Raw genomic sequence first — 26,778 nt, 5'->3', positions numbered from 1 at the left:
GCGATCGTTCATCCGGTAGCGGCGCTCGAGCTCCTTGGCGGTCGGCGGAGCGCATTCCATCTGCAGCAGCGTGTAGTTCCCGTCCTCATGGCGGCCGACGCGGTAGGCCAGGCGGCGCTTGCCCCAGCGCTCCACCTTGCGGACGGTCCCGCCGGCACCCTGGATGGCTTCCTCGAACCCTTTCACCCACCCGCCGACTTCGTCGTCGGTGGCTCCGGGGTCGACAATGAAGATGGACTCGTATTTTACCATTCGTTCTCCCTCGGCCCGCCGCGGGGCGGGCTCGTTGATCAGGCCTGCCCGCGGGCAGGCTCCGGAGGCCCTGATTCGGGCTTCCGATTGTATCGGTTCATGGCGGCTTCCAACCCTTCGCTGAGAGCCGTCCCCAGACACTCGGCGGCGCGCGCCGCGGCTTCCACCGCCAGCGCCCGCTGATCCGAGTCGAACTCAGCCAGCACGTGCTCGGCAAGCGGCTCGTCCCCCGCCCCGATTCCCAGGCGCAGTCTCGCGAACGACTCCGTCCCGAGGACTTCGGTGATGGAGCGCAGCCCCCGGTGGCCCCCGTCGCTTCCCGCCGCCCGCAGCCGCATCATTCCCAGCGGCAGGGCCACGTCGTCGCAAACCACCAGGAGATCTTCCGGTCCGCTGCCGTATGTCTCCAGCAGGCAGGCGACGGCGCCGCCGCTGGCGTTCATGTAGGTCTGCGGCTCGGCGAGCAGGACCTCGATCTCCCGCAGGCTCCCACGCGCCACCCGTGAGTCGCACTCCTCGGAACGGAAGGGCCACCCCTGCCGCCGTCCCAGCTCCTCCAACGCCCAGAAGCCCAGGTTGTGGCGGGTGCCCCGGTATTTTGCTCCGGGGTTGCCCAAGCCCACCACGATCTTCAAGGCCACGGCCGGCTGCGGCTCACCCTTCCTTCTTCGATTCCTTCTTCTCGGGCTTCGCCGGGGCCTCGGAGGCACCTTCCGCCTCTTCCGTCGCCGCCTTGCCCTTCTTGATGACCTCGGGCTCGCTCACCTCCGCCACCGGCGCGGCGGCCGCCTCCTCTTCCTTCGCCGGCGGAGTGACGACCGCGACGACCTGATCGGGATCGGTGAGGACCTTCACGCGCGCCGGCACCTTCAGATCGGCGACCCTGAGGTTGTCGCCAATCTTCAGGGCCGAGATGTCTGCCTGGACGTAGTCCGGGATGTCCGCCGGCAGCGACTCGATCCGGATCTCGCGCAGCGGAATGTCCAAGATGCCGAGATCGAGCTTCACTCCGGGGGCCTCGCCCACCGTCTGGATCGGCACGTTCACCTGGATCGCTTCGTCCATCTGGATGCGGATGAAATCGGCGTGCTGCAGCCGGTTGCTCACCGGGTCGGTCTGGAAGTCCTTGATCATGGCGTAGCGGCGCTGGTCCTTGCCGACCAGGTGCAGCGTGAAGATGGTGTTGACGCCGCTCTCGAGGTGCAGGATGCGCTCCACCTGCTTGGGATCCACCGAGATCGGCACGGGAGGCTTCTGCGAGCCGTAGACGATTCCCGGGATCATCCCCGAGCGGCGCAGGCGGCGCGAGGGGTTCTTCCCGAACTCGGTCCGCGGAGTCACATCGATCACAATCTCTTCCATTCCTTCTCCTTCAAACAAACAGCGAGCTCACCGATGAATTGTTGTGGATCCTCTTGATCGCCTCGCCCAGCAGAGAGGCGATCGACAGCACCTCGACACGTCCTTCGCTCTGGCGCGTCGCATCCACGGGGATGGTATTGGTCACGACCACCTTCTCCAGCTCGGAGGCCTTGAGGCGCTCCTGGGCCGGCCCGGAGAGGACCGCATGCGTGAAGCAGGCATAGATCTTCCTGGCCCCTTCCTGCTTGAGCGCTTTCACGGTGCCGGTGAGGGTCCCGGCCGTGTCCACGATGTCGTCGACGATCAGGGCGTTCATTCCCTTGACGTCTCCGATGACGTGCAGGATCTCGGCGACGTTCTTCTCCACCCGCCGCTTGTCGATGATCGCCAGGGAGGCGTGCAGCCGCTTGGCGTAGGCGCGGGCGCGCTCGACCCCGCCGGCGTCGGGCGAGATGATCACCAGGTCCGGGATCTTCAGCTTGGCCACGTGCTCGATAATCACCGGCGCCGCGAACAGGTGGTCCACCGGGATGTCGAAAAAGCCCTGAATCGCCGGGGCATGCAGGTCCATGGTGAGGACCCGGTCCGCTCCGGCGGCAGTAATCAGATCGGAGACCAGCTTCGCCGAGATGGGCACCCGCGGCTTGTCCTTGCGGTCCTGCCGCGCGTAGCCGTAATAAGGAATCACGGCGGTGATCCGCTGTGCCGAGGATCGCTTCAACGCGTCCATCAGGATGAGCAGCTCCATCAGGTTCTCGTTGACCGGAGGTCCCAGCGGCTGCAGCGCGAAGACGTCGGTGCCGCGGACATTCTCCAGCACCTGGCAGTAGATCTCGCCGTCGCTGAAGCGCGTGAGGTTCAGCATTCCCTGCGGGACGTGCAGGTAGTCGCAAATCTCGCGCGTCAGCTGCGGATGGGCGTTTCCCGCGAAGACCTTGAGGGTACTGTCGACCTGCGTCTCGCGTTGCTTCATCGGCTCTCACCCTCGGCGCACCGGGCGCGATAGGCTCTCCCGCGGACAAATGGCTGGGGCGGGAGGATTCGAACCTCCGGATGCTGGATCCAAAGTCCAGTGTCTTACCGCTTGACGACGCCCCAGTGGCTCCTTGCACCCGAGAACGAAACTCACTGCGCGCGAGGAAACGATGGGAGCTTCGCCGGGAAGGCGCCGCGGGCGGGCGTACCCCGCGGACCGATTCCAGCCGGATGCAGCGAGATCCGCCGGAACCGGATCGCCCACACGCGCCGATCCTGTCGAAGCGGGCGTATACCCTAGCACCGCGCGCAGCGCGCTGTCAAGACTCCACGGCTCAATCAGATAGAGGGATGCCCAGGCGTCGCCGATATGCCGCGCGCCCCACCGGCGCGGCGGCATGTCGCTGCACCGCTCCCCAGCCTGGATCGTTGAGGGCGCGCCGGAGAGTGTCTTCGGAGTCGAAAACCCCGTAAAGCGATGGGCCGCTGCCCGACAGCGCCGCCGCCGTGGCGCCCAAGCGCAGCAGCCGATCGCGGTGCTCGGCGAGGACCGGGAAGCGCTCGAACAGGACCGCCTCGAAATCGTTGTGCAGCGCCGCGCTCGAGAGGTCCCCTGCCGCCGATACGAGTGACCCCTCCCTCTCCTCGCGGTCCGGAGCGACTGCGGCACGGGCGTCCCAGAGCCTGAAAGCCTCCGGGGTCGAAGAGTGAAACCCGGGCAGCACCAGGGCCAGCCAGCAGCTCGGAAGATCCTCGAGCGCCGCGAGGATATCGCCGCGGCCCGAGCCCAGCGCGCATCCTCCCACCAGGAAGAAAGGGACGTCGGCCCCCAGCGATGCCGCCAACCCACGCAGCTCCTCCTCCGGCAGCCTGAGGTCCCACAGGTGGTTCAGACCCATCAGTGTGGCACCGGCATTGGAGCTTCCCCCTCCGAGCCCCGCGGCGATTGGAATTCGCTTCCTCAAGACGATGGTGGCCCCCGGGAGTCCCGGATTCGAGTCGCGCAGACGCCGCGCTGCCTGCATCACCAGGTTGCTGTCATCGGACGGCAGATCGGTGCCTTCCACCCGCAGGCGAAGGGTGCGCGGGTGTTCGCGCAGCTCCAGCTCGTCGCACAGGTCGATGGTCTGGAAGCGGGTTTCCAGATCGTGATAGCCATCCGGCCGGCGCCCCAAAATGCGCAGTCCCAGATTCACCTTCGCGTGCGGAGCAATGTGCAGGCTTCTCATCGTCCGGACGGCTCCGCCGGATGGAAGCCGACGGGAGGAAGCAGCGAGAAAAGAGAAGTCTCGGGGGCGGTGAAGCGCAGCTCGCGCATCTCCAGGCGCAGCATCGCGCCGCGCGCCGGAAGGCGCAGCTCGGTGGCGCGAGGTATCTCGCCGGAAGCCGCCACGCTACGGTCCCAGCGGACCTCCACGGTGCCGGTCCGAGGATCGACGATCTCGGCGGAAGAAGGGCTGGCGTGAAGGAGATGAAGCTCCCCTCCTCCCGGGAGCTTGCAGGTCGTCGGTGCCTCTCCGGCACAGACCAGCCCCTGCATCGCTGCCGCCGGTCCGAGAACCAGTCGCGCCAGCAGATCGGAGGGGGCCTCGATCCCTACCAGGGCATCGAGCGCGCCGGCGCCATCCGGAAAAGTGCGATAGGAGCGTGCCGCGGGATCCAGGTAGAGCGCCCCCTCTTCCGAGGAGATGAGCACGGCCCGCGTGCTGCCGGCGGGATCCAGGATCTCGAGCCTCAGACTGGATGGGGCGAGGAAAGCGGCGGCGACCCTGGCGCGCGAGGTTCCTTCCGTTCCGGAGGACCGTGCGCCCAGCAGCGCGACGTAGCCCGGGATTTCGGCGGGCGGCTCCGGGAGCCGGGGCAGCGCCTTCGGATGGGCGCAGCCCGAGAACAGCAGCAGGCCCGCCGGCAGGACGGCCGCGATGGAAGGACGGATCAAGGGGCGCCCAGCTTGGCGCCGAGCTTGCGCATTTTCTTGCGCAGCTGTTCGGGCTTCTCCGGATTGCGATCCATCGCTTTCTTGTACTTGTCCAGCGCCTCGGAAGGACGGCCGAGCGCATCCAGGACGTCGCCGAGGTGTTCCAGGACCGTGGCGTCATCGCGCGATCCTTCCACGGCGCGCACCAGCTGCGCCTCCGCCTCGCGCGGATGTCCCAGGCGGAAGGTCACCCATCCGAGGCTGTCCAGAAAGGCGGCGTTCTCAGGCTGCAGCGCCACCGCGCGCTCGATGAGGCTCAGCGCCTCCTCGAGCTTCTCGCCACGATCCGCGAGCATGTACCCGAGGTAGTTCAACGCCTCGGCATGGTCCGGAAAGCGCTCCAGGTGCTTGCGGAAAGCCGCCTCCGCGTCCCGGAACCGGCCCGACTGCTCCATCAGGGCGGCGCTCTGGAAGGAGATCTCCCGCGAGTCGGGGTGCTTCTGCGCCGCCCGCCGCATCCACGCCTCTCCTTCCTTCGGCTGCTCGGCGCGCACGCAGGCCTGGACGATCAGAAGGTACGAGTCGACCGACTCCTTTTCATCCTTCAGGATCTCCTGGAAGATGGCACGTGCCGCGGTGCGCTCCCTCTGGCGCAGCAGCACCTCGGCCTCGAAGGCCTTGATCTCGACGTTCCCGGGGAGCTTCGCGGCCCCTTCCTCCAGGACCTGGCTCGCCTTCTCCAGGTTTCCCGAGTCCAGCTCGATGCGGGCCAGCAGCGTGTAGAGCTCCTCGGAGGGGCGCGAGGCGGCGTCGATGGCGCGGCGCACGTCCTTGGAGGCTTCCAGATAATCCTTCTGCAGGTAATGGATGACGCCCACCTGGAACGAGGCCAGGCCGTAGAACGCCTTTTCCTGCGTGGAGCCGCGCTGCGCCGTCTGCGTCAGGATCTGCTCGTACAGGGCGAGGGCCCGATCGTCCTCGGCACGCGCCTGCGCGATCCTCCCCAGGAAGAAGCGCGCCTCCAGCGAGCCGGGGTCCTGGTTGAGGGCGCGGCTGTAGATCTCCTCCGCCTGGCGCGGCTCCCCGTCCCCGAGCATCGATTGCCCGAGCGCCAGCAGGACGCGCACGTTGGCCGGGTCGGAATCGAGGGCAATCTGCAGGTGCTCCTTTGCCTCGCTGAACTTGCCGGCGGAGTTCAGCAGCGCTCCCAGGCGGTACTGGGCGAAGGCATTATCGGGATGGGCATCGACCAGCGGCTGGTAGATGTCGATCGCTTCCTGCGGCTTCCCCGCATCGTCCAGGACCTCCGCGAGCAGCTCGCGCGCTTCGCGATCGTCCCCCGCCTTGTCGATCGCCCCTTCGAGCAGCTTCCTCGCCTCCTCGTTGCGTCCCATCTCCAGATAGAGGCGCGACAGCCTGACGTCCAGCGCCGTCGAGAAAGACTGCTTCTGGCGGAACGACTCCAGAGTGGCGACCGCCGCGGCGGTGTCGCCGCGGCCACGCTGCAGATCGGCCAGGGCGATGGCGGAATCCTCATCCGCCTGATTGCCGTCGACGAGCTCCTGGTAGAGTGCCTCCGACTCTTTCATGCGCGACTCGACGTCCTCCCCCGAAGCCGCCCTGCGGAAGAGTATCTGCGCCAGCGTGCGCCGGGCCGCGGCCGAGGCGGGGTCCTTCTTGACCGCCTCTCGCGCCTCCAGCTCGGCGTCGTCGACCCGGTTCATGTTCGAGTACAAGGAGGCCAGCTCGAGCCGCAAGTCGGTGGAATCGGAGGTCTGAATCGCCTCGTTGAGATAGCGGATGGCGTCCGGCATCTCGTTTTTGAACTGCGCCTGCTGGGAGAGGCTGAACAGGTAGTAGGCGCGGGCGCGGTCGGCCGAGGATTCGGCAGCCCCCTGGGCGGCACCGGCGAGAACCAACGAAAGGATCCCCCCCGCGAGCGGGCGAAAGGCTCCGCCGGCGCGGCGAAGCCGCGTTTGGCGGAGAGAAGCTGCAGACGGATGATTCAAAGGGTCTCCTCGGCAGATCTCAGGCGGCCTGGCGTTGCGGGCCGTCCTGCCGGAGGACCTCGAGTGCTTTCTTCATCTGGACGTCCTCGGTGCCCGATTCGGCGTCTTTGGCCTGCGCCACGTCGGGCGAAAGCCCTGTCCCGTTCCAGTCCTTGCCGGCGGGCGACAGGTACTTCGCGACCGACAGCCGGATGCCGTCTCCGGCCGGGAGAGTGATGACCTTCTGGAGCGTTCCCATCCCCCAGGTCTTCTCGCCCACCAGCGACGCCCCGGCCCGGTCCCTAAGCGCCGCGGCGAGAACCTCGGCGGCACCGGCGGTGCCGCCGTCCACGATCGCCACCAGGGGTCCTTTCCAGACGGCGGGTGAAGCCGGCGCCGTCAGTTCGGAATTTCCCGCCTTGCGATCGGCGACCTGGGCCACGACCCCGGCGCCGGCAAAGAACCCGGCAACCTTCACCGCTTCTTCCATGCGCGATCCGGCGTTGGCGCGAAGATCGATGATGAGCTTGCGGGCACCCTGGGTCTTGAGGGAAGCCAGACTCTTACGGACCCGCTCGGCGTCTCCCTCCAGCAGGGAGCTGACCTTCAGCACTCCGGTGCCCGGCTCGGGGAGCGTGGCAACCACCGCGGCCCGCGCCGGAGTCTTGCGCACCAGGCTCATGTCCTCGCTGCGCGCCTCGGTGCCCCGCAGGACGTTCAGGCGCACGGTGGACCCGGGCTTTCCCTGCAGCGCCTGCGTCGCTTCCCAGGCTCCCATCTTCATCGTCGACTTCCCGTCGACCGTGAGGATGACGTCTCCCGTGGAAAGGCCGGCCTTGCGCCCCGGCGAGTCCTCCATGGCCGAGACCACGACGGCATACCCACGGCGCTTCGACAGGACCAGGCCCAGATCGGCCGGACCGCTCCTGCCGCCGCTCGCGGCGAGATGCACCTCCGCGGCCGACAGGTATTCGCTCTGCGGATCCAGAGCCTCGAGCATCCCCCGGTAGGCTCCTTCCATCAGGGCGTCGTCCTTGACCGGCTCGACGTAATTGTTGCGTACCAGGTACAGGACCTCGTTGAACAGCTTGAGGAAGGAATAGGTCCCTTCCACGGCCAGCGAGCGCCCCAGCACGCCTCCCAGCAGGACGAAGGCGACCAGAGCGCTCGACACGGCCAGCATCGCTTTGCGCCCGCGATCCATGGGCATCATCCACCGCCTCCTATCTCCGGGTCAGCCAGATCACCGGATTCTCAGGTTTGCCATCCTTCAGGATTTCGAAAAAAAGCCTCGGTCCCTCCAGGGAGCCGGTATCGCCGGCACTCGCGATCACCTGTCCCGCCGCCACGTGATCCCCCGCGGCCACCTTGCGCTCGGAGGCATGGGCGTAAACCGACATGTAGCCGTCGCCATGATCCAGCACGATAAGGTTCCCGTACCCCTTGAACCAGTCGCTGAAAGCCACCTGCCCCTCGTGCACGGCATGCACAGGCTCTCCGGTGGACACGGCAATCTCGATGCCGGGATGCGGCACCAGCGTCTCGAACCTGGTGCTCTTCTGGGCGCCGAACGGCACCAGCATCTTCCCCGGGACCGGCCAGGGGAGGAGCCCGCGAAATCGGCCGAACCCCAGCGCCATCCCGGCGGCGGGAGATCCTCCCTCCGCCAAGGTCTTGACCAGGCTCGCCAGCGCCTTCTCCGTCTCCATCATCTCATCCAGGAGCTCCTGTTGCTTCGAGGTCTCCTGCTGCAGCCCCGAGAGCATCCGCGAGCGCTCTTGCTTCACCGATCCCAGCTCCTGCCGGCGCTCCATCTCGCGCGCCCGCAGGGTCGATAAGGTGCGCCGCTGCGTTTCGAGCTGCGCCTGGGTGGCACGCCACTGCGCCTCCAGACTGCGAAACTCCGCCACCCGCTCCTGATCGGCGGCGGCCGAGCGCTCCGCGAGTCGATAGGCGCTGACCACTTCGGCCGGATTGTCGGAGGTCAGGAGCACACGCTCGGCCCGCACCGGACCGGCCCGGTACATCGCCCGAATCCTCTCGGCGAGCTGCCGGCGGCCGCTCTCCAGCTTCGCCTGACTCTCCTCCGCCCGGCGGGTGGCTTCCTTGAGCTCGGCGCGGCAGCGCACCAGCTCCGCGCCGGTCAGCGCGATCTGCCGCTCGTGCAGCGCCATCTCCAGATCCATGCGATGCAGATCTCCCAGCAATCCCTTCTCCTCGTCCCGCGCCCTGCCGACCATCGCCTGGAGGCGGGCGATCTCTTCCCGGACCCGATCCAGACGGCGACTCTCCTCCGCGCGCGCGTCCGGGTCGTCCGCGCGCGCCATGGCCGCCAGGCTCACGAGCGCCAGGGCCACGCCGATCCGTGCGGCGGCGCGCGCCCCGCGGCGCATCAGAAGAAGCTCCGGCCGTCGATTCCTTCCACCGGCGGCAAATCCAGGACCTGCAGGACGCTCGGGAAGACATCCTGGATGCCGGGATTCTCACGCACCAGCTTGCGCGACGAGAAGAGGATCCCCGGAACCAGGCTCGGATCCACCGAGCAGTGATCGCCGCTCCACAGCTTGCGGTTGTCCTCCACCGTGTTCGGCGGCACCTCGCCCAGGGCCGTCTGCCATCCCACGCGGTAGTGCTCGCTGTTGGCCGCCCGCAGGTCGGGGATGAGCGCCGGATCGAATCCCTTATACATATCTTCGCGCCGGTAGACCCGCAGCACGGGGTGCTCTCCGGTGTCGGGATCGACGTAGGCCTGCAGCCCGTCGATAATCCCCTGGCGCACTGCTTCGTATTCCTGCCCCGGCGCGACGCTGCCGCGCGGCTCGCGTCCCGCGAGGTTCACGTAAATGCTCCCCAGCCCCATGGCATAGGCGCGCGTCCGGGACCAGTCGACGAACTTGAAGAACTCCCCCGTCTCCCCGCGATCGAACAGGTCCTCCAGGCTGCGCGTGCCGCCGGGTCCTTCCTTGAGGATCATCCAGCCGTTGCGCACCAGCCAGGTGTTGTAGTTCATCCCGCGCCGGAACGAGGCGAAGCCGTGGTCCGAGCAGACCATCAGCAGCGTCTCGGGAGGCAGCATGGCGCGCGCCTTGCCCACAATCGAGTCCATCCGGATATAGGCCTTCTCCATCTCGGAGCCGAAGCGCGCCGCCTCCACCGGGTCGTAGAGGGGGTGCTTCGGATCCAGCATCCGCCACCAGAGATGTCCGATGCGATCGGGAAAGTCGTAGACCTGCACGTAGAGGCGGTCCTCTCCCGATTTCAGGAAGCGGTCCATCATCGCCTCCTGCTTGCGCACCGTGAAGTCCATGTCCTCCAGGAACAGGGTGTCGTCTCCCAGCCCCGCGCTCGGGGTCCAGGTGTCGATCGGCCAGCCCAGCGTCTTGAACAGTCCGATCGACGGGACCAGCGAGGCGGCAAACCCCTTCGGAGAGGAAAACGGGATCGGCTCGAAATCGGGATGGAAGTTGATCGGCGACAGGTAGAGCTGCACGTGCGGCTTCAGGGAAAGCAGCTTGAAGCGCGCCATGCCGCGGATCCCACCGACGTGATCCACCAGCCAGTTCACCGGGAAATCGAGGACGAACCAGTCGCTCCACTCCCCCGGCGCCAGTGTCTGCTCATGGCCCGACACGCGCACCTTGAGCGAGCTGTCTCCCACCTCCAGATCCATGGGCAGATCGATCCGGCGGGCGATTCCGCGGTCCTCGAGGTCCTTCTCCGCCTTCTTGCGCGCCGCCGAGCGGTCGGCCCCCTGCGGCAGGGCCGCCAGCGCGTCGTCCACCCGGTAGTCGAAGAACGGCTTGTTGTAGGGTCCCACCACGTGCGTCTCGAGATGCCCGCGATCGGAGTCGAGCTGCACGAACTCGATGCTGAACTGGTTCTCTTCCAGGCGGCTCTTCAGCGCGGCGTCGGAGCTGTAGAAAGCGGGCGAGCCGATGCGGCCGCGCAGGTCGGGAACGCCCAGCCCCGAAAGCATGGCGCCGCCATGCATCGGCTCGGCGGGAAAGGTATTGGGGACGTGCAGGACGCGGCTGCGAACGCCGTGCTGCGAGGCCCAGCCCCACATCGTCGTCCCTTTGCGATGGTTGATGGCGTTCGGCACCTCGGCCGGCAGCTTGGTCTTTGCGACCCATCCCGCTCCCGAGCCCCCCGCCACCGCGAGCAGCACCGTGCCGATGGCCACCCACCGGCGCGCCGGCCGGGCCAGCCAGGCGACGGCGCCTCCGAGGAGCAGCAGCGCCAATCCGACGGCGCACCCTGCCGCCACGGGTGTCCGAGCTCCCAGCATGAAGGGCTTGCGGCTCTCCGTCGCCATGGCGAATTCCGGCACATAGGTGCCGTCGATGCGCTTGAGGAAGTCGAAAATCTCGGTCCTGCCCGGGTTGATGCCGGTGGAGAAGGTGGACCAGGAGACCGGAGTCTGCGGCGGATTGGTGGTCGCCAGACGCGTATAGCTCCCTTCCTGGGACAGCTTCGAAAGGTTGGGCAGCTTCCCCTCCCCCATCAGCTGCTCCACCAGCTTGGGGTCGGCCCCGTCGAAGCCCAGAATGACGACCCGCGGCTTCCCGGCCGGCGCCGCCGCGCACAGCGACGCAGCCAATCCGGCAACTATAAGAATGATGGTGAGACGCACGCTTGTGTGGACCGAGGAAGAGGGGTTCAGGATCGGGCAGCCGCTTACGAACGGGAGAAATTATAGTGCTGCCGCGTGCCTCCAACAACCGGCGGAGCTATCTTTTGCCTCCCTTGCCTTGCCGGCGTATTCCTCCTTTCGCTAGAATCCGCGCCGGTTCGACCTCGGGGGCCCCGCGATGAAGCGATGCCTGCTTTCGGCCCTGGTTGCCGTCTTCCTCCTCGGCTGCCCGCGGGCCCGCACCATTCCCGCGGATCTCCTGACACTGGCCATCGACGTCGGGCCCTCCAGCCTGGATCCTCGTCTGGGGAGCGACGAGTCGTCGCGCCGCGTCCATCAGCTCCTCTACAACGGCCTGGTGCGCTTCGGTCCTTCCGGCGAGGTGCTGCCCGACCTGGCGGTCTCCTGGGAGCAACCCGACGCGCTCCATTACGTGTTCCACCTCAGGCCCAACGTACGCTTCCATGACGGCCGGCCCCTGACTTCGCGCGACGTGCGCTACACCTTCGAGTCGATCCTCCACGACGAGGTGGTCTCGTTCCGCAAGGGCGACATGCAGGTGCTCGAGGAAATCGCAACGCCCGACGACGCCACGGTGGTGCTCCGCCTGCGCGAGCCCTTCTCCCCTTTCCTCGCCAACCTGGGAGTCGGCATCCTGCCGCAGGGAGCAGGCGATTCTCCCGCCACCCGCCCCGTCGGCACCGGTCCTTTCCGGTTTGTGGAATCGCGCCGCGATCAGGAAATCGTCCTGCAGGCCTTCGACGGCTATTTCCGCGGCAAGCCGCCCTGCCCGAGGATCCGGCTGAAGATCGTCCCCGAGGCGGTCTCGCGGCAGCAGGAGCTCATGAAAGGAAGCACCGACCTGGTGGTCAACGACCTGACTCCGGACCAGGTCTGGGCCCTTCGATCCTCGCCGAATCTCAAGATCCTCTCCGGCCCGAGCAACAGCACCACCTACCTGGGGTTCAACCTGGACGATCCGGTGCTGCGCAACGTGAAGGTCCGCCAGGCGATCGCCTTCGCACTGGATCGCCGGAGGATCATCGACATCCTGCTGCACGGGCTGGCGCGCGAGGCGGTGGGGCTGCTGCCTCCCGACAACTGGGCTTTCGAGGGAAACGTGACGCGTCACGACTACGACCCGAAGCGCGCCGCTGCGCTCCTGGACGAGGCCGGCTACCGCGACCCCGACGGCGATGGACCACAGCCGCGCTTCCGCCTCACTTACAAGACGACGACCGCCGAGCTGGCGCGGGTGCAGGCCAGCGTCTTCCAGGAGCAGCTGGCGCAGGTCGGCATCGAGCTGGAGATCCGTAGCTTCGAGTGGGGCACCTTCTACGACGACATCAAGGCCGGGCGCTTTCAGGTCTTCTCGCTGCAGTGGACCCAGCTTCTGGACCCCGATGTTTTCCGCATGCGCTTCGGCTCCGCCTATCTTCCGCCGAAAGGGTTCAATCGGGTGCGCTACCGCAACTCGGAGGTGGATCGGCTGCTGGAGGAGGGAACCCGCGCAAGCGATCCTGCGGAACGCAAGAAGATCTATGGAAGGATCCAGCAGATCCTGGCGGAAGAGCTTCCTTATGTGAACCTGTGGCACAAGTCGAATCTGGCGGTGGTGCGCAATCGCGTGGTGGGCTTCGAGCTGACGGCGGCGGCCGACTTCCACGTGCTGGAGAGAGTCAGTCTCGCCCGGTGATAACGGCCTCGGGCGGGCCGAGCAACGCGATCAGTTCCTCAACGGATACGGCTCCGGCGCGCAGGAGGCGCCAGGAGTCTTCCGTCACCTGCACGATGCTGGAAGGGGGGCTGGGCGCCAGCGCGCCGGCGTCGATCAGGAGATCGACTCCGTCGAGCAGGTCGGAGGCAATCGCTGCGCTGTCGCAGGGGGCCGCTTGACCCGACAGGTTGGCGCTGGTGGATGGAAGAGGTGATCCGAGCGCGCGAGCCAGCGCGCGCGCCGGCGGGCTCCCGGGGACGCGCACGGCGAGAGTATCTCCCCAGGACCAGGGGGCGAGGGGGGCCTCAATCCGCCGAGGAAGCACCAGCGTCAACGGTCCCGGCCAGAAGCGATCGGCCAGGGCGCGCTCGCGGTAGGTCCGCAGGCGCGCCACCCGCTCCACCTGGTCCCGGTCTGCAGCCACCATCGGCAAGCGCAGCGTCGCCGGACGCCGCTTCATATCCACGAGCCGCTCGAGCGCCGTGGCCGAGCGCGGGTCGCAGCCGATGGCGTACAGCGTGTCGGTGGGGTAGATCACCAGTCCGCCGCCGTGGAGAATCTCAGCCGCCCGCTCGATGCCGGCGGGAGCGTCCGATTCCGAGTGTGTCAGCACGATTCTCTGCATGCCCCTCGTCCCTCGAAGAAGGTCTAGCATGACGGAACCGATCCTCAGCCGCAAGAATCCCCTCTTCCGCAGGCTGCGCAAGCTCGAATCCGAGCCGCGGGAGCGGCGGCGCCAGGGAATGTTCCTTCTTTGGGGATCCCGCCTGGTGCCGGAGGCCATGGCGGCTCCCGAGCGCGTCGCCCATCTGATCCTGGCGCAGGGCGCGGCCGGACAGACCCACCCCAGAGCGCTGGCAAGGCTGGCCATGCGCCACGGCATTCCGGTGTCGGTCCTCGCCGACGGTCTGCTGGAAGACCTGGCGGCGGGTTCTTCCGATCAGGGGATCCTGGCGCTGGTGCGGATCCAGGAGCCCGATCCGGCCGACCTCCTCGAAAAAGGGCGCGATCCGCTCCTGCTGGTCCTGGATCGGGTCCGCGACCCGGGCAACCTCGGGACGCTGCTGCGCCTCGGAGAGGCGGCGGGAGTGCGCGCGGTGGTCCTCCTGCCGGGGACAGCCGATCCCTACCAGACTCGCGCCGGCCGCGCTTCCGCCGGCTCGGTGCTGCGCGTGCCGCTGCTGCATCCCGCCTCGTCCGTCGAGTGGAGACGTCTCGCCGAAGCGCGGCGGATCCGGCAGGTCGTGACGCTCTCCGACGGGGGCGTGCCACCGGCGCGCGCCGATTTGAAGGGGCCGCTGGCGCTGGTGTTCGGAAATGAAGGAGATGGTGTCTCGCCGGAGCTCGTCGCCGCGTGCGACACGCGGGTCACCATCCAGATGGGAGGAAGCGTCGAATCGCTGAATGTCGCCGCAGCGGCGGCCATCCTCCTGTACGAAGCCTACCGCCAGCGCGCGGCGAAATAACCAAAGGGGGTAGGCTCAGCGGGGTTGCGGATGACCCTGGCGCGCTCCCGGACGCGGGCGCGGCGGCGCCGGTGAGGCGCCGCGCGGCAGGGTGAAGCGGAACCGGCTCCCCTCCCCCTCGACGCTTTCGACGGCGATCTCGCAATGGTGCAGGGCCAGAATCTCCTTGACGATCGACAGCCCGATGCCGGTCCCCTCGTGGCGCTGCGGAATCGACTCGACCTGGTAGAAGCGATCGAAGATCCGTTCCCGCTCGGCGGGCGGAATCCCGATGCCGGTGTCGCTGATCTCCACCGCCACATTCCCGCCTTCCGGGGCGCCGACGCGGATCTCGATGCTCCCCTGCGGGCGGTTGAACTTGACGGCATTGGAGAGAAGGTTGATGAAGACCTGCGAGATCTTCCCCCGGTCGGCGCGCACCATCAAGTCGTCGGTCTCGTATTCGGTCGTGAGAGAGAGCCCCGCCGTCTCGAGCTTGCCGCGCAGCAGCTCCACCGCCTCGTCGATCACCTGCCGGAGGGGGAACTCCTCGAGATCGAGCGGCGACTCGCCGCGCTCCATGCGGGAGAAGTCGAGCAGGTTGTCGATCATCTCGACCAGCCGGTCGATGTTTCGCAACGCCACGCCCAGCCCCTTCTCCTGCTCGCCGGTCAGCGGACCGATCTTGCGCTTCAGGATCATCTCGGTGTAGCCCTTGATCAGCACGAGCGGCGTCTGCAGCTCGTGCGACACGTTCGCCAGCAGCCCCGATTTCATCTCGTCGACCGAGCGCAGGTCGCGGTTCAGCCTCTCCAGCTGCTCGTTGCGCGCCGCCAGATCGGCTTTCGCGGCCTGCAGCGCCGCAACCGCCTCCTCCAGCCGGCCGCGAGCCGCCGCCAGTTCGTCGTGCCCTTGGCGCAGAGCCTGCTCCGCGGCACGGCTGGCGCTGACGTCCCGGAAGGACAGGATACGTCCCTGCATGCCGCCCGCCCCATCACGCAAGGGTCCGGAGCGCACCTCCAGCGTCCGGTCGGAGGGGATGCGCAAGGTGATGACAAGGGGCGGATCCTCGGGACCTTGGGGCAGGGCCAGGCCTTCCGGAGCAGCGCCGCGCGCGCGCAGCTCTTCGATGAGCCGGGTGGGCGACCAGGCAAGCACCTCGCGCCCGGGAGCGCCCAGGAACTCCTCCAGCCGCCGGTTCACCAGCAGGAAGCCCGCGGCTCCGGCAGGATCGGCTTCCTGCACCAGGATCCCCTCGGAAACGGAATCGAGCGCGGCATCCAGCAACTGGCGGATCGAGGCTTCCTCCACCGGGCCCACCGCGGCGGTCGCCTCGCCGCGCACCGCCGCCAGGATCGAGAAGCCGGCGCCGCTCGGGAAGCGCTTGAGACGGATCCGAACGCGCCGTGGCGCTCCGCCAGGGACCGCCAGCCGCGCGCTGAATTCCAGGCTTTCTTCCCGATCCTGGGCCGCGTCGAGATAGTGCAGTCCCGAAAGGAGATCCTCGGGAGCCAGAAGCTCTTTGAAGCTGCGGCCGATCAGCTCTTCACGGCGCGCTCCGAGCAGCCCCTCGCTTGCGGAGTTCGCCTCGGCGATCCGGCCGTCCCGGCAGACCAGCACGGCGTCCTGCACGGTTTCCAGAAGAATCGAAGCCTGTCGCTGCAGCTGCTGCAGGCGCCGTGCTTCCTGCTGCTGCGCGCCGGCATCCTGGAGCACGGCCACGAAGCGGTACGGCTCCCGCGCGGCCGGCTCGGGGCCGATCGAGATCGTCACCGGCATCTCGGACAGGTCGCGCCGGATCATGACGGTGCCGACGCGTAGCCCTTCTTCGCGCCGGGATCGTCGCGTCAGCTTCGGCAGAAGCTCCTTCCAGGCGGCATCGGGGAAAAGCGCCTCGATGTGGCGGCCGGTCACTTCCGCGGCGGAGTAACCGAGCAGGGCGACGGCTCCGGGTCCGAAGGTCGTGATGCGCCCCTCCGCATCGGTGGCCAGCAGCCCGACGTCGCGCGGCAGATCGAGCAGGGCTTCGAGATGGCCGATGCGGCCGCGCAGGTCGCGCTCGCGGCCTGCGGCCCCTTCGACCAGCCGGTTGACGCTTTCCACCAGCCCCTTCGCCTCGCTCGAGTCTTCGCGCGGATGGATCGCGGCGGGCACGCCGAGCCGCGCCCCTTCCAGGCGCACCGCCAGAGAGTGCAGCAGCAGGGTGGAAGATCGACGCGCCAGCGGAATCAGGATGAGGAGGAGGGCGACCGACAGCAGTGCCAGCAAGGCGAGCAACAGCATGAAGCGGCCCCATGGCGTCTGCAGCCAGGTTCCCAGGAACCCGGCGATTACCGCGCCGCACGGGAGGAGATCGGCCAGCGCCAGCGGGAACATGTCGAGCTCCCTCGTGGCGGCAGGATCAGACGCCCGCCGCAGGCCTTCCGGCGCCGGCCGGGGGCGGCCCGGGCGCTCCAAAAAAATAACCCTGACCGAGCTGCACTCCGAAGCCGCGCACCATCTCGTATTCCTGCTCCGTCTCGATCCCTTCGGCGATCACGCGCGAGCCGATGCGCTCGCCGAGCTGCAGGATGGAGGCGACGATCTCCTGCTTGATCAGGGTGCGATCGACCTCCTTGACCAGCGAATGATCGATCTTCAGGAACTCGGGGCGCACCTCCGAGATCGTCTGCAGGCTGGAATAACCGGTCCCCACGTCGTCGATGGCGACCTGGAAGCCGCGCGAGCGCAGGCGCTCCAGCCGCCGCCCGAAGGCGTCGAAGTCCTCGATTCCCGACCGCTCCGTGATCTCCAGCACGACGTCGGAGGCGGCCATCTCTCCTTCCCGCACGCCGTCCTCCTCCACCGCGAAGCGGGGATCGGCGAGCGCCGAGGGAAGCAGGTTGAGGAAAAGCTTCACTCCGGCGTCCAGGCCGCGGGCCGCCGCCAGGGCGCGGCGCCGGCAGACTCCATCGAGCAGCGGCGAGATGCGCAGCCGGTCGGACAGCCCGAACAGCGCCTTGGGCGTCTCGAACATCGTGCCGCGCGGTCCGCGGGTGAGCGCCTCGTAGCCGAAGACTTCCCCCGAGTGGACGTGCACGATCGGCTGGAAGTAGGTCTCCACGAGGCCGGCGCGGATGATCTGGCGCAGCTCGGCGCCGCGCCGGGCATCGTCCCGATGCGCCGCCTTCTCGGCCATGACACGGGCCTCGTCGACCGCGCGGTAGACCAGCCTCTCCAGCCGGAACATCGGATCGCAGCGCAGCAGGGAGAAGCCGGCGTTGATCTCCACCTCGGCGGAGATCTCCTCCGGGATCCGGTGGCACACGGCGCCGTGCAGCTTGCGCGCCAGGGCGGCGGCGATCGCCTCCAGGTCCGCCAGGCTGGGCTCCGAACCCAGGAAGTTCTCCGGGAGGAAGAGGACGAAGCCGCCGCCGTGGATCCCGATGGATGCCAGCAAGGTGCCGTTCGGATAGGTCGAGCCGCGCAGCCGCGCCGCCTCCTGCGCCATCTCGCGCAAGATGGTGTCGAACACCTCCCAGCCGCACAGCCATTCGATGCGGTCGAGATCGAACACGCGCAGGTAAATCAGCCCGAGGGCGGGACGGTACTCCACCATGCGCTGGAGGTCGTCGAAGTGGAAAGGATAGGCGTACAGCGAGGTGTTCGGATCGTACAGGGCGCTCTTGTATCCCAGCAGCATCGAGCGCAGGTCGCGCCCGTCCTCGCCCGCCATTCAATGCCCTCCCAAATCGTCGAGCTTCTCGAAGATGCGCCGCACCCGCTCCAGAATGCCGTCGTAGGAAAAGGGCTTGGTGATGTAGTCGAGGGCCCCCTGCTTGAGGCCCTGCACCTTGTCGCGCAGCTCCAGCTTGATCGAGAACATGGCCACCGGAATGGCGCGGGTCATCTCATCCACCTTGAGGATCCGCAAAGTCTCCCACCCGTCCATGCCTGGCATGTTGATGTCGAGCAGGATCAGATCGGGAAGGTGCTCGCCGGCCGAGCGGATTGCCTCCTGGCCGGAGCAGGCGGAGTGCACCCGGTACCCGCCGCTCTCCAGGATCATGCGGGTCATGTCGACGATCTCGGCGTCGTCGTCGACCACCAGGACCTTGCGTCCCTCGGCGGTCTCGCTCATCGACGGGAGCTCTCCAACGGCCCGGATCTCATGGAATCGGGGATGGCCTGCGCCGGGCGGGACGGGGCGCACGACCACGCATCGTGAAGGGAGCTGTGAATGTCGGGGAGCCTCTTCGCCATCCAGCCTTCCCGCGGCTCGGGCCGGCGGATGCGGACCCTCCGGCCCCCGGGGTGGCGCGCCGATCGGCAAAATCGCCGCAAGGTACCACACCCGTCTCGCGGCGATCAAGCATGCCGTGCGGCTCAGGCGGTGCGGAGCTTCCCCGAAAGCGGGGCCTCCGCGCTCTCCGCGGCGGCCTCCTCAATCTCGCGCGGGCCGCGTCCGTGCCCGTTGCGCTTGAGGGGGATCCCCAGCCGCTTCATCTTCTCGATCAGGGTGGTCCGCTTGATGCGCAGCAGCTCGGCGGCACGGGTCTTGACCCAGCCGGCGTTGTCCAGCGCCTGCAGGAGCATCTTCTCCTCGTAGTCGGCCATGATGGCGTCCAGCGAAACGCCTTCGCCGCCGACCCGGATCAGCGGCATCGGGGTGGCCACCGCCTCCTGCACCTCGCGCGGCAGGTCCTCCAGCGTGATCTCCTCCCGCCCTCGCGACAGCGCCACCGCCCTCTCGATCACGTTCTCCAGCTGCCGGACGTTTCCCGGCCACGGGAACTCCGCCAGGGCGCGCAGCGATTCGGAGGAGAAGCCCGGCACGGGCGAGCCCATCTCGCGGCTGTACTTGTGGGCGAAATGGGTAATCAGCATCGGGATGTCCTCGGGGCGATCGTGCAGCTCGGGAAGATGGATGGCGATCACGTTCAGCCGGTAGTAGAGGTCCTCGCGGAACTGGCCCTGCGCCACCAGCGCCTTGAGGTCGTGTCGCGTGGCGGCGATGACGCGCACATCGATCTGCACCTTCTCCTTCGATCCGAGCGGGTAGACCTCACGGTCCACCAGCACCCGGAGGATCTTGGACTGCAGCGCCGGGCTGAGAGCGTCGACGTCGTCGAGGAACAGAGTGCCTCCGGCGGCCATCTCGATCCGCCCCTGACGGTCGGCGGCGGCGTCGGGACTGGCGCCCTTGACGTGGCCGAAGAGATCGTCTTCCAGGAGCCCTTCGGGGATACCGCCGCAGGCCACCGTGACGAAAGGCTCCTCCTTGCGATCGCTGTTGCCGTGCAGGACGCGCGCCACGATTTCCTTGCCCGTCCCCACCGCGCCGGAGATGAGGATGGTGCTGCGGGTCGGGGCGACCTGCTCCAGCAGCGACAGGACCTTCTTCATCGCCGGGCTGTTGCCGGCCAGCGAGCCCATGCCGTGCTGGCTCTCGATCTGCCGCCTCAGCATCAGGTTCTCGCGCTTCAGCCGGCTGCGCTCGAGCGCCTTGCCCACCACCAGCTCCACCTCTTCCATGCGGAAAGGCTTCACCACGTAATCGAAGGCCCCCATCTTCATCGCCTTGATGGCGGTCTCGACCGAGGCATAACCGGTGATCATGATGACCGGCAGGTCGGGATGGTGGCGGTGGACCTCCTGGAGCACCTCCATGCCGTCGGTGCGCGGCAGGACCATGTCGAGAATCAGCAGATCGCAGGACGCATCCCGGACGGCTCCCAGGACGCGGTCGCCGGAATCCAGGGAGCGCGCCTCGTATCCCATCGAGGTGAGCGAATCCGCGAGGACCTGTCGCACGCCCGCGTCATCGTCGATGATCAGAATTGATTCCTTCACGTCGCTCTCCTCCTTGTCGCGCGTTTCGTCCCACCCGGATTCCTCCGGGTAGCGCGTGAGAAAGGCAAGAGCTGTGCCACGCTCCGGCGGCCGGGCGGCCGGACCATCCCCATGAAGGCAAAGCATTTGGAATGCTGGCGCTGCGGCGCAGCGTCAAGCGAGTGACGTGGAGTGTCAGGAGGATGCTAATTAACGTCAGGGGGTTGACTGCCCGGGCTCCGGGTCGGGCGATTCGTTTCGGCGCAGCACGGTGCCTTTCAGGATGGCGCCTTCCTCCACTTCCATGCGGCCGCTCTCGACGTGCCCGTGGACGCTGCCGGTGCTCAGGAGCACCAGCCGGTCCTGGACCCGGATCTCCCCTTCGAGAAATCCTTCGACGACCATTTCCAGGGCCGAGACCTCGGCGCTGATCCTTCCGTCGCGGGCGATCGAGACGCGGTCGTCGACGCTCAGCGAGCCCTCCATCTGCCCGCGGATCTCCAGCGCTCCTCGCCCGCGGACCTCACCCCGGAAGCGGGTGTGCTGACCGATGATGGTGGAGGCAGTCGCGTCGCCGCGCAAGCTTTGGGATCGCCCCGGCGCGCCCGATCCGGGGAAGCTCAGCTTGCGAAACAGCATGCCGACTCCGACAAGAGGTGGGGCAGGGTCGGAATGGAGCGGGCAACGGGGTTCGAACCCGCGACCTCAAGCTTGGGAAGCTCGCGCTCTACCAACTGAGCTATGCCCGCCCGCTGAGCGCCGAATCCGACTATACCGCCTCGCCGAAAAGAGTGTCAATGCGCGGCGGCGATGAAGCCTCCGCCCAGAACTTCGTCGTCGCGGTAGAAGACGGCCGCCTGTCCGGGTGCTATGGCGCGCTGCGGATCGCGGAAGCGGACTCTGACTCCCCCGCCCGGATCGGGATGGAGCGTCGCCGCGCCCCCGGGATGGCGATGCCGGATCTGCACCAGGGCTTCGAGGGAAGCGCCGGGCGGCAGTACACCGATCCAGTTGGGCCGCGGGACGTGGCACTCGCGGCTCAGCTGCTCCTGCTCCGTCCCGAGCACCACGGAATTGTCCGAGGCCCGGATCTCGACGACGTAATACGGCCCGGAGCCGCTGATTCCCAGACCACGCCTCTGCCCCACGGTGTAGTGGTGGACGCCGCGATGGCGCCCCAGGATCTTGCCGTCGCGATCGAGGAAATCTCCTGCCGCAGCCTCCTCGTCGAGTCCGGTTTCACGCGCCACGAGCTCTCCATGCCCTCCGTGGGGAAGGAAGCAGAGATCCATGCTTTCCGGCTTGTCTGCGACCGGCAGGCCGGCCTCCCGGGCCAGGGCACGCACCGCTCCCTTGGAAAGATCCCCCAGCGGAAACAGGGCGCAATCGCGCTGGCGATCGTCGAGGCCGAACAGGAAATAGGACTGGTCCTTCTCCCGGTCGCGGGCACGCCACAGGCGCGTGCGCCCCGCGGCGCCGTCCCAGCTCAGACGAGCATAGTGCCCGGTGGCTACACGGTCGCACCCCAGCAGCTCGGCGCGCTTCAAGAGGTCACCGAACTTCACCTGAGTGTTGCAGTGGGCGCAAGGCACGGGGGTGCGTCCCGAGCGGTACTCACGGATGAAGTCCTCGATGACCGCCGCGCGAAACTCGCGCTCCATGTTGAGCACGTAATAAGGAAAGTCGAGCTTTTCGGCGACCATCCGGGCGTCGAGGAAATCGCGCGGCGAGCAGCACCGCCCGCCGCCCGAGACGTCCGTGAGATGAAGCGAGATTCCCACCAGGGCAGCGCCCTGCCGGCGCAGCAGGAGCGCCGCCACCGAGCTGTCGACGCCGCCGCTCATGGCCATGGCGATGCGCGCCGAGCTGTCTGCTTGCGCCATGCCGCTCATGGAACGGCCGTGGCCCGGGTGACGTCGCGCGCGCCCGCCCGCCCTGCCACCCGATCGAGGATGCGCGCCAGTGCTTCCATCAGGGCGTCGATCTCTTCGGGGCGGCTGCCATGCCCGAGACTGACGCGCACCGCGGAAGCCGCCTGGGAGGAGGGGATCCCCATCGCCTGGAGGACGTGAGACGCCTGCATGGTGCCGGCGTCGCACGCCGAGCCCGCCGAGACGGCGATCCCCTCGAGATCGAGCGCCAGCACCAGGTCCTCGCCGCGTGCTTCCTTCAGTGAGAAGTTGGTCGTGCCGGGCAGCCGCGGACGGCGCGCGCCGTGCAGTCGCGCCGACGGAAAGCGCTGCACGAGACTCATCTCCAGATGATCGCGCAGCGCCTGGAGCCGGGACGCTGCTTCCTCGAGCTCTCCGGCGGCGGCTTCGGCCGCCGCGCCGAAGCCGGCAATCAAGGCGAGCGGCTGGGTGCCGGCCCGGCGGTTCCCTTCCTGGCTGCCGCCCCGCAGCAGTGGAGCCAGCGGCACATCCCCGCGCACCCACAGGCAGCCCGACCCACAGGCCCCGCCAAGCTTTCCCGACGACAGCGAGATCAGATCCGCGCCCACACGCTGCGCCGACAGCGCCACTTTGCCGGCGCTCTGCGCGGCGTCGCAATGCAGCAGAATCCCCCGCCGGCGCAGCTCCGGGGCCAGATCGGAGACGCTCTGCAGCGTACCGACCTCGTGGTTGGAGTGCATGAGGGACACCAGGATGGTCTCCGCTGTGAGAGCCTCCAGCACCCGCTCGGGATCGACCCACCCCTCTTCATCCGGGAGGATGCGGCTCACCTTCCAGCCGCGACGCTCAAGATCGGCCGCCGGCTCGAGCACCGAGGAGTGCTCGATCCGCGACACGATCAGATGACGGGGCGAATCCTGGGCGTGGGCCGCGCCATACAGAGCCAGGTTGTTCGCCTCGGTCGCCCCGCTCGTAAACACAATCTCCTCGGGAAGCGCCGACAGGAGCGCCGCCACCTGCCGCCTGGCCTGCTCGAGGACGACCTTGGCCCGGTGTCCCCAGCGGTGCGCGCTGGAAGGGTTGCCGAGCCGGTCGTCGAGCGTTGCGGCGATGCTGCGAGACGCCTCGCGACGGATCGGGGCGTTGGCGTTGTAGTCGAGGTAGGCGCGCATCATCCGGTCCGCGTGAGACGCGGTGTGCTCCGTAATCGATTGGAAGGTCGCAACTTACCACAGGGCATCGGCAGCGTCAACGAACTCCTCTCCTTCTTGATCTTTGCCGGAGGTGATGCTAGATTGCGCCGTTCGCCTGCACCATGCGGCCTTTCGCCCGGCCCCCCTCGGGCCATCCGGATTGGCCTCCCTCAAGTGGGGTATCGTTGAAGCCCGTCGCCGACGTCAAGCAGTCGGTCAACCTCCCGCGCACCGACTTTCCGATGAAAGCCAACCTCCAGGAGCGGGAGCCGGAGCTGCTGCGCTGGTGGGACCAGGTCCAAGTTTATGGGAAGCTGCGCGAGCAGCGCCGCGGCCGGCCGGTCTTCCTGCTGCATGACGGGCCTCCCTACGCCAACGGCAACATCCATCTCGGACAGTCCCTCAACAAGATCCTCAAGGACATGGTGGTCAAGTCCCGCAACATGATGGGATTCGACGCCGCCTACCGTCCCGGCTGGGACTGCCACGGCCTGCCCATCGAGAACCGCGTCGACCGGGATCTGGGCGGCAAGAAAAAGGGGATGAGCGCCCTGCAGATCCGCAAGGCCTGCCGGGAATATGCCGAAAAGTACATCGGCATCCAGAGGGAGGAGTTCAAGCGCCTGGGCGTCTTCGGGGAGTGGAGCCACCCTTACCTCACGATCGATCCGGTTTACGAAGCGGCAATCGTCGAGCAGCTGGCGCACTTCTTCGTCTCGGGCACCGCTTACTTCGGCAAGAAGCCGGTCCACTGGTGCATCGTGGATCAGACGGCGCTCGCCGAGGCCGAAGTCGAGTACGAAGACCACACCTCCCCTTCGGTCTACGTTCGCTTTCCGCTCGAGGGCTCGAAGCTGGCCGAGCACTTCCCTGCCGTCTCGGGCCGGCGGGTCGACATATTGATCTGGACCACGACACCCTGGACGCTTCCGTCCAACCAGGCGATCGCCTTCCACCCCGATTTTCTCTACGACCTGGTCGATCTCGGGGAATCGATCGTCATCCTGGCGCACGATCGCGTCGCCGAGGTGGCGCGGGTCTGCGGCTTGAAAATCAAAGGATCCGTGGGAAGCCTGACGGGTCGCGAGCTGACCGGCTTGGGACCGGCAAAGCGCCCCTATCCACAGCGCTCGCGAGCCGAGTCGATCCTGGTCCTGGGCGAGCACGTGACGCTGGATCAGGGAACGGGATGCGTCCACACCGCCCCCGGCCATGGGCAAGAGGATTTCGACATCGGCGCGCGCTACGGGCTTCCTCCTTATGCGCCGCTGGATGACCACGGCAGGTTCGTGCAGGCTGCGTTCGACTCCGACGAGCCGTATGCCGCAGCCCTCGCGGGCATGAAAGTATGGGACGCCAACGCCTGGATCCAGGAGGATCTGGAGAAACGCGGACTGCTGGCGCACCGCGAATCGGTGACCCATTCCTATCCCCACTGCTGGCGGTGCCGCAACCCGGTGATCTTCCGCGCCACCGATCAGTGGTTCATCTCGATGGATTCGACCGGCCTGCGGCAGCGCACCCGGGAAGCGATCGATCGGGTGGCATGGCTGCCGGAGGCGGGTCGCATCCGCATCGGCAACATGGTGGAGCACCGCCCCGACTGGTGCATCTCGCGGCAGCGAAGCTGGGGCGTACCGATTCCGATCTTCGCCTGCGAGCGCTGCTTCCCCGCCGTCCCCACCGCTTTCATCCGCGACGAGCACAGCTTCGCGCAGATCGCCGAGGTCTTCCGGCGAGAGGGCTCGGATGCCTGGTTCGCCGATTACGGCAGCCCCGCGGGCATGGCGGACCATTTCCTGCCGCCGCAGACAGCCTGTCCCGCCTGCGGGAGCCGCGATTTCCTGCGCCCGCAGCATTTCATCGTCGACGTCTGGTTCGAGTCGGGAGTCTCGAGCTTCGCCGCGCTGGATCCGCAAAGCTGGCCCGCCGATCTCTACCTGGAGGGGACCGACCAGTACCGCGGCTGGTTCCAGTCGTCGCTCCTGATCGCGGTGCAGTCGCGCGGTACCGCCCCCTACCGCGGCGTGGTGACGCACGGCTTCACCCTGGACGGCGCCGGCAAGAAGATGTCCAAATCGCTGGGAAATGTTATCTCCCCGCAGGACATCGTGAAGCGCTACGGCGCCGACCTGCTCAGGCTGTGGGTCTGCATGGTCGACTACCTCGACGACATGCGCCTCTCCGAGGAGATCCTGGCGCGCAACGTCGAGACTTATCGGAAAATCCGCAACACCTGCCGGTACCTGCTCGGAAACCTCTATGATTTCGATCCTTCACGCGATGCGCTGGCGCCGGAAAGCCTCCAGGAGCTGGACCGCTGGGCCCTGCATCAGGCGAACGATCTGCTCGAGCGGGTGCGGCGCTCGTACGAGGCCTACGAGTTCCATCGCGTCTATCACGCCTTGAACCAGTTCTGCGCCGTCACCTTGAGCGCCTTCTACCTCGACATCCTCAAGGATCGTCTCTACACCTCGGCCCCGTCGTCGTCCGCGCGCCGCTCGGCGCAGACGGCGCTGGCTCGGATTCTGGACATGCTGTGCCGGCTCATGGCTCCGGTGCTCAGCTTCACCGCCGAGGAGATCTGGCGGCACAGGCCCGGCGGCGGCAAGGACGCCTCTTCGATCCACTGGCAGGAGTTCCCCGCGCCCGTTTCCTTGCAAGACGAGCCGCAGCTGCTGGAGCGCTGGGAGAAGCTGGGCCGGGTGCGCGAGGAGGTCCTCAAGGTCCTCGAGATCGCGCGCGCCGATCAGCTCATCGGCAACTCGCTCGAGGCGCGCGTGGTGCTGGATGCCCCCGGTGATCTGCACAAGCTGCTTGAGGATTACCGCGTCGATCTTGCCTCGCTGTTCATCGTGTCCCAGGTCGAGCTGGGCGGGACCGGGGCTGCGGCGCACGCTTCCGTGGAGCTTCCCGGCCTGAGAATCGAAGTCCGCCGCGCCGCGGGAGAGAAGTGCGAGCGCTGCTGGAACTTCAAGGAGGATCGTGGCGCCGATCCCGGCTACCCGGGCCTGTGCGCGCGCTGCGCCGCCGTGATGCGCGAGCTGCCGCGGGAAGGGACGACGTGACCCGTTCGCGCGGCACGGTCTTCCGAGCCCTTTACCTCGGCCTGAGTCTTCTGCTTTTCGGCATGGATCGGCTGTCGAAATCGATCGTGGTGTCGCGCCTGCCGCTGTACGAGTCGGTGCCGATCATCCCCGATTTCTTCCATCTGACCCACGTGGCCAACACCGGGGCGCTGTTCGGTCTGATGGCCGGACTGGCCGCCCCCATGCGCGCGCTGGTCTTCATTACGATTCCGGTGCTGGCGATTCTGCTGATCCTGACCTTCCAGTTCCGGACCAGCGAAGCAGACTTCCTGGCGCAATCGGGGCTCGCCTTGATCCTGGGGGGGGCGATGGGAAACCTGTACGACCGGATTGCCTATGGCCATGTCGTTGATTTCCTCGATTTCTCCCTGGCGGGCCACCACTGGCCCGCCTTCAACCTGGCCGATTCGACGATTTGTCTGGGGGTGTTCACCTTGATCCTCGACCTGTTCCGCCGCGATCGCCGGGCGTCGCTGTCCCCCTCCTGACCTATGCATCCGGTC

At 67.5% G+C, this 26,778-nt stretch carries 22 protein-coding genes and 2 tRNA genes; 4 read left to right on the top strand and 20 right to left on the bottom strand.

From position 1 onward, the window contains the following. The 11 genes from rpsF to VFW45_04055 form a co-directional block, all read right to left on the bottom strand. Positions 1-252 (bottom strand): 30S ribosomal protein S6 (gene rpsF / locus VFW45_04105; GenBank protein ID HEU5179948.1); only part of this gene is annotated, 252 nt, incomplete at its 3' end. A 38-nt stretch (positions 253-290) separates the two neighbouring features. Beyond that, entirely contained in the window at positions 291-893 is a 603-nt protein-coding gene (pth, locus tag VFW45_04100) for an aminoacyl-tRNA hydrolase (GenBank protein HEU5179947.1), read from the bottom strand. Positions 894-906: 13 nt separating this feature from the next. Next, a complete protein-coding gene (locus tag VFW45_04095) occupies positions 907-1,614 on the bottom strand; it encodes a 50S ribosomal protein L25 (GenBank protein HEU5179946.1) in 708 nt (235 codons plus the stop codon). A 10-nt stretch (positions 1,615-1,624) separates the two neighbouring features. Then, complete coding sequence (locus VFW45_04090; GenBank protein ID HEU5179945.1) at positions 1,625-2,587, bottom strand: ribose-phosphate pyrophosphokinase; 963 nt, start codon at positions 2,585-2,587, stop codon at positions 1,625-1,627. Between the two features lie 50 nt (positions 2,588-2,637). Beyond that, positions 2,638-2,712, bottom strand: a tRNA-Gln gene (locus VFW45_04085). Between the two features lie 212 nt (positions 2,713-2,924). Then, positions 2,925-3,818 carry a 4-(cytidine 5'-diphospho)-2-C-methyl-D-erythritol kinase gene (ispE, locus tag VFW45_04080; protein HEU5179944.1) on the bottom strand — a complete coding sequence of 298 codons (894 nt, stop codon included), beginning with the start codon at positions 3,816-3,818 and terminating at the stop codon, positions 2,925-2,927. Further along, the gene (locus VFW45_04075) at positions 3,815-4,528 is read right to left on the bottom strand and encodes a hypothetical protein (GenBank protein ID HEU5179943.1); all 714 of its coding nucleotides are present in this window, start codon (positions 4,526-4,528) and stop codon (positions 3,815-3,817) included. The genes ispE and VFW45_04075 overlap by 4 nt, the downstream gene beginning before the upstream one ends. Continuing rightward, positions 4,525-6,426: a tetratricopeptide repeat protein gene (locus VFW45_04070; protein HEU5179942.1), complete on the bottom strand. Its 1,902-nt coding sequence runs from the start codon at positions 6,424-6,426 to the stop codon at positions 4,525-4,527. The genes VFW45_04075 and VFW45_04070 overlap by 4 nt, the downstream gene beginning before the upstream one ends. A 109-nt stretch (positions 6,427-6,535) precedes the next feature. Continuing rightward, positions 6,536-7,708 carry a S41 family peptidase gene (locus VFW45_04065; GenBank protein ID HEU5179941.1) on the bottom strand — a complete coding sequence of 391 codons (1,173 nt, stop codon included), beginning with the start codon at positions 7,706-7,708 and terminating at the stop codon, positions 6,536-6,538. A 10-nt stretch (positions 7,709-7,718) separates the two neighbouring features. Beyond that, a complete protein-coding gene (locus tag VFW45_04060) occupies positions 7,719-8,888 on the bottom strand; it encodes a peptidoglycan DD-metalloendopeptidase family protein (protein ID HEU5179940.1) in 1,170 nt (389 codons plus the stop codon). Beyond that, positions 8,888-11,128 carry an alkaline phosphatase family protein gene (locus VFW45_04055; protein ID HEU5179939.1) on the bottom strand — a complete coding sequence of 747 codons (2,241 nt, stop codon included), beginning with the start codon at positions 11,126-11,128 and terminating at the stop codon, positions 8,888-8,890. The genes VFW45_04060 and VFW45_04055 overlap by 1 nt, the downstream gene beginning before the upstream one ends. A gap of 178 nt (positions 11,129-11,306) precedes the next feature. Here VFW45_04055 and VFW45_04050 point away from each other — a divergent pair, with 178 nt between their 5' ends. Continuing rightward, the gene (locus VFW45_04050; GenBank protein ID HEU5179938.1) at positions 11,307-12,824 is read left to right on the top strand and encodes an ABC transporter substrate-binding protein; all 1,518 of its coding nucleotides are present in this window, start codon (positions 11,307-11,309) and stop codon (positions 12,822-12,824) included. Here VFW45_04050 and VFW45_04045 read toward each other — a convergent pair. Then, positions 12,808-13,470, bottom strand: a complete 663-nt coding sequence (locus VFW45_04045; GenBank protein HEU5179937.1) for an L-threonylcarbamoyladenylate synthase — start codon at positions 13,468-13,470, stop codon at positions 12,808-12,810. The genes VFW45_04050 and VFW45_04045 overlap by 17 nt on opposite strands. 28 nt (positions 13,471-13,498) lie before the next feature. On the opposite strand from VFW45_04045, the gene VFW45_04040 reads away from it, so the two are divergent. Continuing rightward, on the top strand, positions 13,499-14,311 hold the full coding sequence (locus tag VFW45_04040; GenBank protein ID HEU5179936.1) for an RNA methyltransferase: 813 nt from the start codon (positions 13,499-13,501) through the stop codon (positions 14,309-14,311). A 15-nt stretch (positions 14,312-14,326) separates the two neighbouring features. Here the strand turns inward: VFW45_04040 and VFW45_04035 are convergent, their stop codons facing one another. From VFW45_04035 to VFW45_04000, 8 genes are all read right to left on the bottom strand, one after another. After that, the gene (locus tag VFW45_04035; protein HEU5179935.1) at positions 14,327-16,666 is read right to left on the bottom strand and encodes an ATP-binding protein; all 2,340 of its coding nucleotides are present in this window, start codon (positions 16,664-16,666) and stop codon (positions 14,327-14,329) included. Between the two features lie 25 nt (positions 16,667-16,691). Next, positions 16,692-18,005: an EAL domain-containing protein gene (locus VFW45_04030; GenBank protein HEU5179934.1), complete on the bottom strand. Its 1,314-nt coding sequence runs from the start codon at positions 18,003-18,005 to the stop codon at positions 16,692-16,694. Further along, positions 18,006-18,410, bottom strand: a complete 405-nt coding sequence (locus tag VFW45_04025; GenBank protein HEU5179933.1) for a response regulator — start codon at positions 18,408-18,410, stop codon at positions 18,006-18,008. It abuts the gene before it with no gap. A gap of 245 nt (positions 18,411-18,655) precedes the next feature. Beyond that, positions 18,656-20,122, bottom strand: coding sequence for a sigma-54 dependent transcriptional regulator (locus VFW45_04020; GenBank protein ID HEU5179932.1), 1,467 nt, complete (start codon positions 20,120-20,122; stop codon positions 18,656-18,658). A 195-nt stretch (positions 20,123-20,317) separates the two neighbouring features. Beyond that, positions 20,318-20,740 carry a polymer-forming cytoskeletal protein gene (locus VFW45_04015; protein HEU5179931.1) on the bottom strand — a complete coding sequence of 141 codons (423 nt, stop codon included), beginning with the start codon at positions 20,738-20,740 and terminating at the stop codon, positions 20,318-20,320. A 34-nt stretch (positions 20,741-20,774) separates the two neighbouring features. Further along, positions 20,775-20,850 (bottom strand) — tRNA-Gly (locus VFW45_04010). A gap of 45 nt (positions 20,851-20,895) precedes the next feature. Then, positions 20,896-21,984 (bottom strand): tRNA 2-thiouridine(34) synthase MnmA, encoded by a 1,089-nt coding sequence (gene mnmA / locus VFW45_04005; GenBank protein ID HEU5179930.1) that lies wholly within the window; start codon positions 21,982-21,984, stop codon positions 20,896-20,898. 5 nt (positions 21,985-21,989) lie between these two features. After that, entirely contained in the window at positions 21,990-23,168 is a 1,179-nt protein-coding gene (locus VFW45_04000) for a cysteine desulfurase family protein (GenBank protein HEU5179929.1), read from the bottom strand. A 203-nt stretch (positions 23,169-23,371) separates the two neighbouring features. Between VFW45_04000 and ileS the strand changes: the two genes are divergently transcribed. Continuing rightward, on the top strand, positions 23,372-26,254 hold the full coding sequence (ileS, locus tag VFW45_03995; GenBank protein ID HEU5179928.1) for an isoleucine--tRNA ligase: 2,883 nt from the start codon (positions 23,372-23,374) through the stop codon (positions 26,252-26,254). Continuing rightward, positions 26,251-26,763, top strand: coding sequence for a signal peptidase II (lspA, locus tag VFW45_03990; GenBank protein HEU5179927.1), 513 nt, complete (start codon positions 26,251-26,253; stop codon positions 26,761-26,763). Before ileS ends, lspA begins: the two co-directional genes overlap by 4 nt. The last annotated feature ends 15 nt before the right edge of the window (positions 26,764-26,778 follow it).

This window comes from Candidatus Polarisedimenticolia bacterium, from assembly GCA_035764505.1.
Taxonomy (GTDB): Bacteria; Acidobacteriota; Polarisedimenticolia; order Gp22-AA2; family AA152; genus AA152.
This window is presented reverse-complemented; position numbering and strand designations above follow the sequence as displayed.

Coding starts and splice junctions, on each gene's coding strand:
- VFW45_04095 (HEU5179946.1), bottom strand. CDS start 1,614: ATGGAAGAGATTGTGATCGATGTGACTCCGCGGACCGAGTTCGGGAAG.
- VFW45_04090 (HEU5179945.1), bottom strand. CDS start 2,587: ATGAAGCAACGCGAGACGCAGGTCGACAGTACCCTCAAGGTCTTCGCG.
- ispE (HEU5179944.1), bottom strand. CDS start 3,818: ATGAGAAGCCTGCACATTGCTCCGCACGCGAAGGTGAATCTGGGACTG.
- VFW45_04065 (HEU5179941.1), bottom strand. CDS start 7,708: ATGATGCCCATGGATCGCGGGCGCAAAGCGATGCTGGCCGTGTCGAGC.
- VFW45_04060 (HEU5179940.1), bottom strand. CDS start 8,888: ATGCGCCGCGGGGCGCGCGCCGCCGCACGGATCGGCGTGGCCCTGGCG.
- VFW45_04050 (HEU5179938.1), top strand. CDS start 11,307: ATGAAGCGATGCCTGCTTTCGGCCCTGGTTGCCGTCTTCCTCCTCGGC.
- VFW45_04045 (HEU5179937.1), bottom strand. CDS start 13,470: ATGCAGAGAATCGTGCTGACACACTCGGAATCGGACGCTCCCGCCGGC.
- VFW45_04040 (HEU5179936.1), top strand. CDS start 13,499: ATGACGGAACCGATCCTCAGCCGCAAGAATCCCCTCTTCCGCAGGCTG.
- VFW45_04035 (HEU5179935.1), bottom strand. CDS start 16,666: ATGTTCCCGCTGGCGCTGGCCGATCTCCTCCCGTGCGGCGCGGTAATC.
- VFW45_04030 (HEU5179934.1), bottom strand. CDS start 18,005: ATGGCGGGCGAGGACGGGCGCGACCTGCGCTCGATGCTGCTGGGATAC.
- VFW45_04025 (HEU5179933.1), bottom strand. CDS start 18,410: ATGAGCGAGACCGCCGAGGGACGCAAGGTCCTGGTGGTCGACGACGAC.
- VFW45_04015 (HEU5179931.1), bottom strand. CDS start 20,740: ATGCTGTTTCGCAAGCTGAGCTTCCCCGGATCGGGCGCGCCGGGGCGA.
- mnmA (HEU5179930.1), bottom strand. CDS start 21,984: ATGGCGCAAGCAGACAGCTCGGCGCGCATCGCCATGGCCATGAGCGGC.
- VFW45_04000 (HEU5179929.1), bottom strand. CDS start 23,168: ATGATGCGCGCCTACCTCGACTACAACGCCAACGCCCCGATCCGTCGC.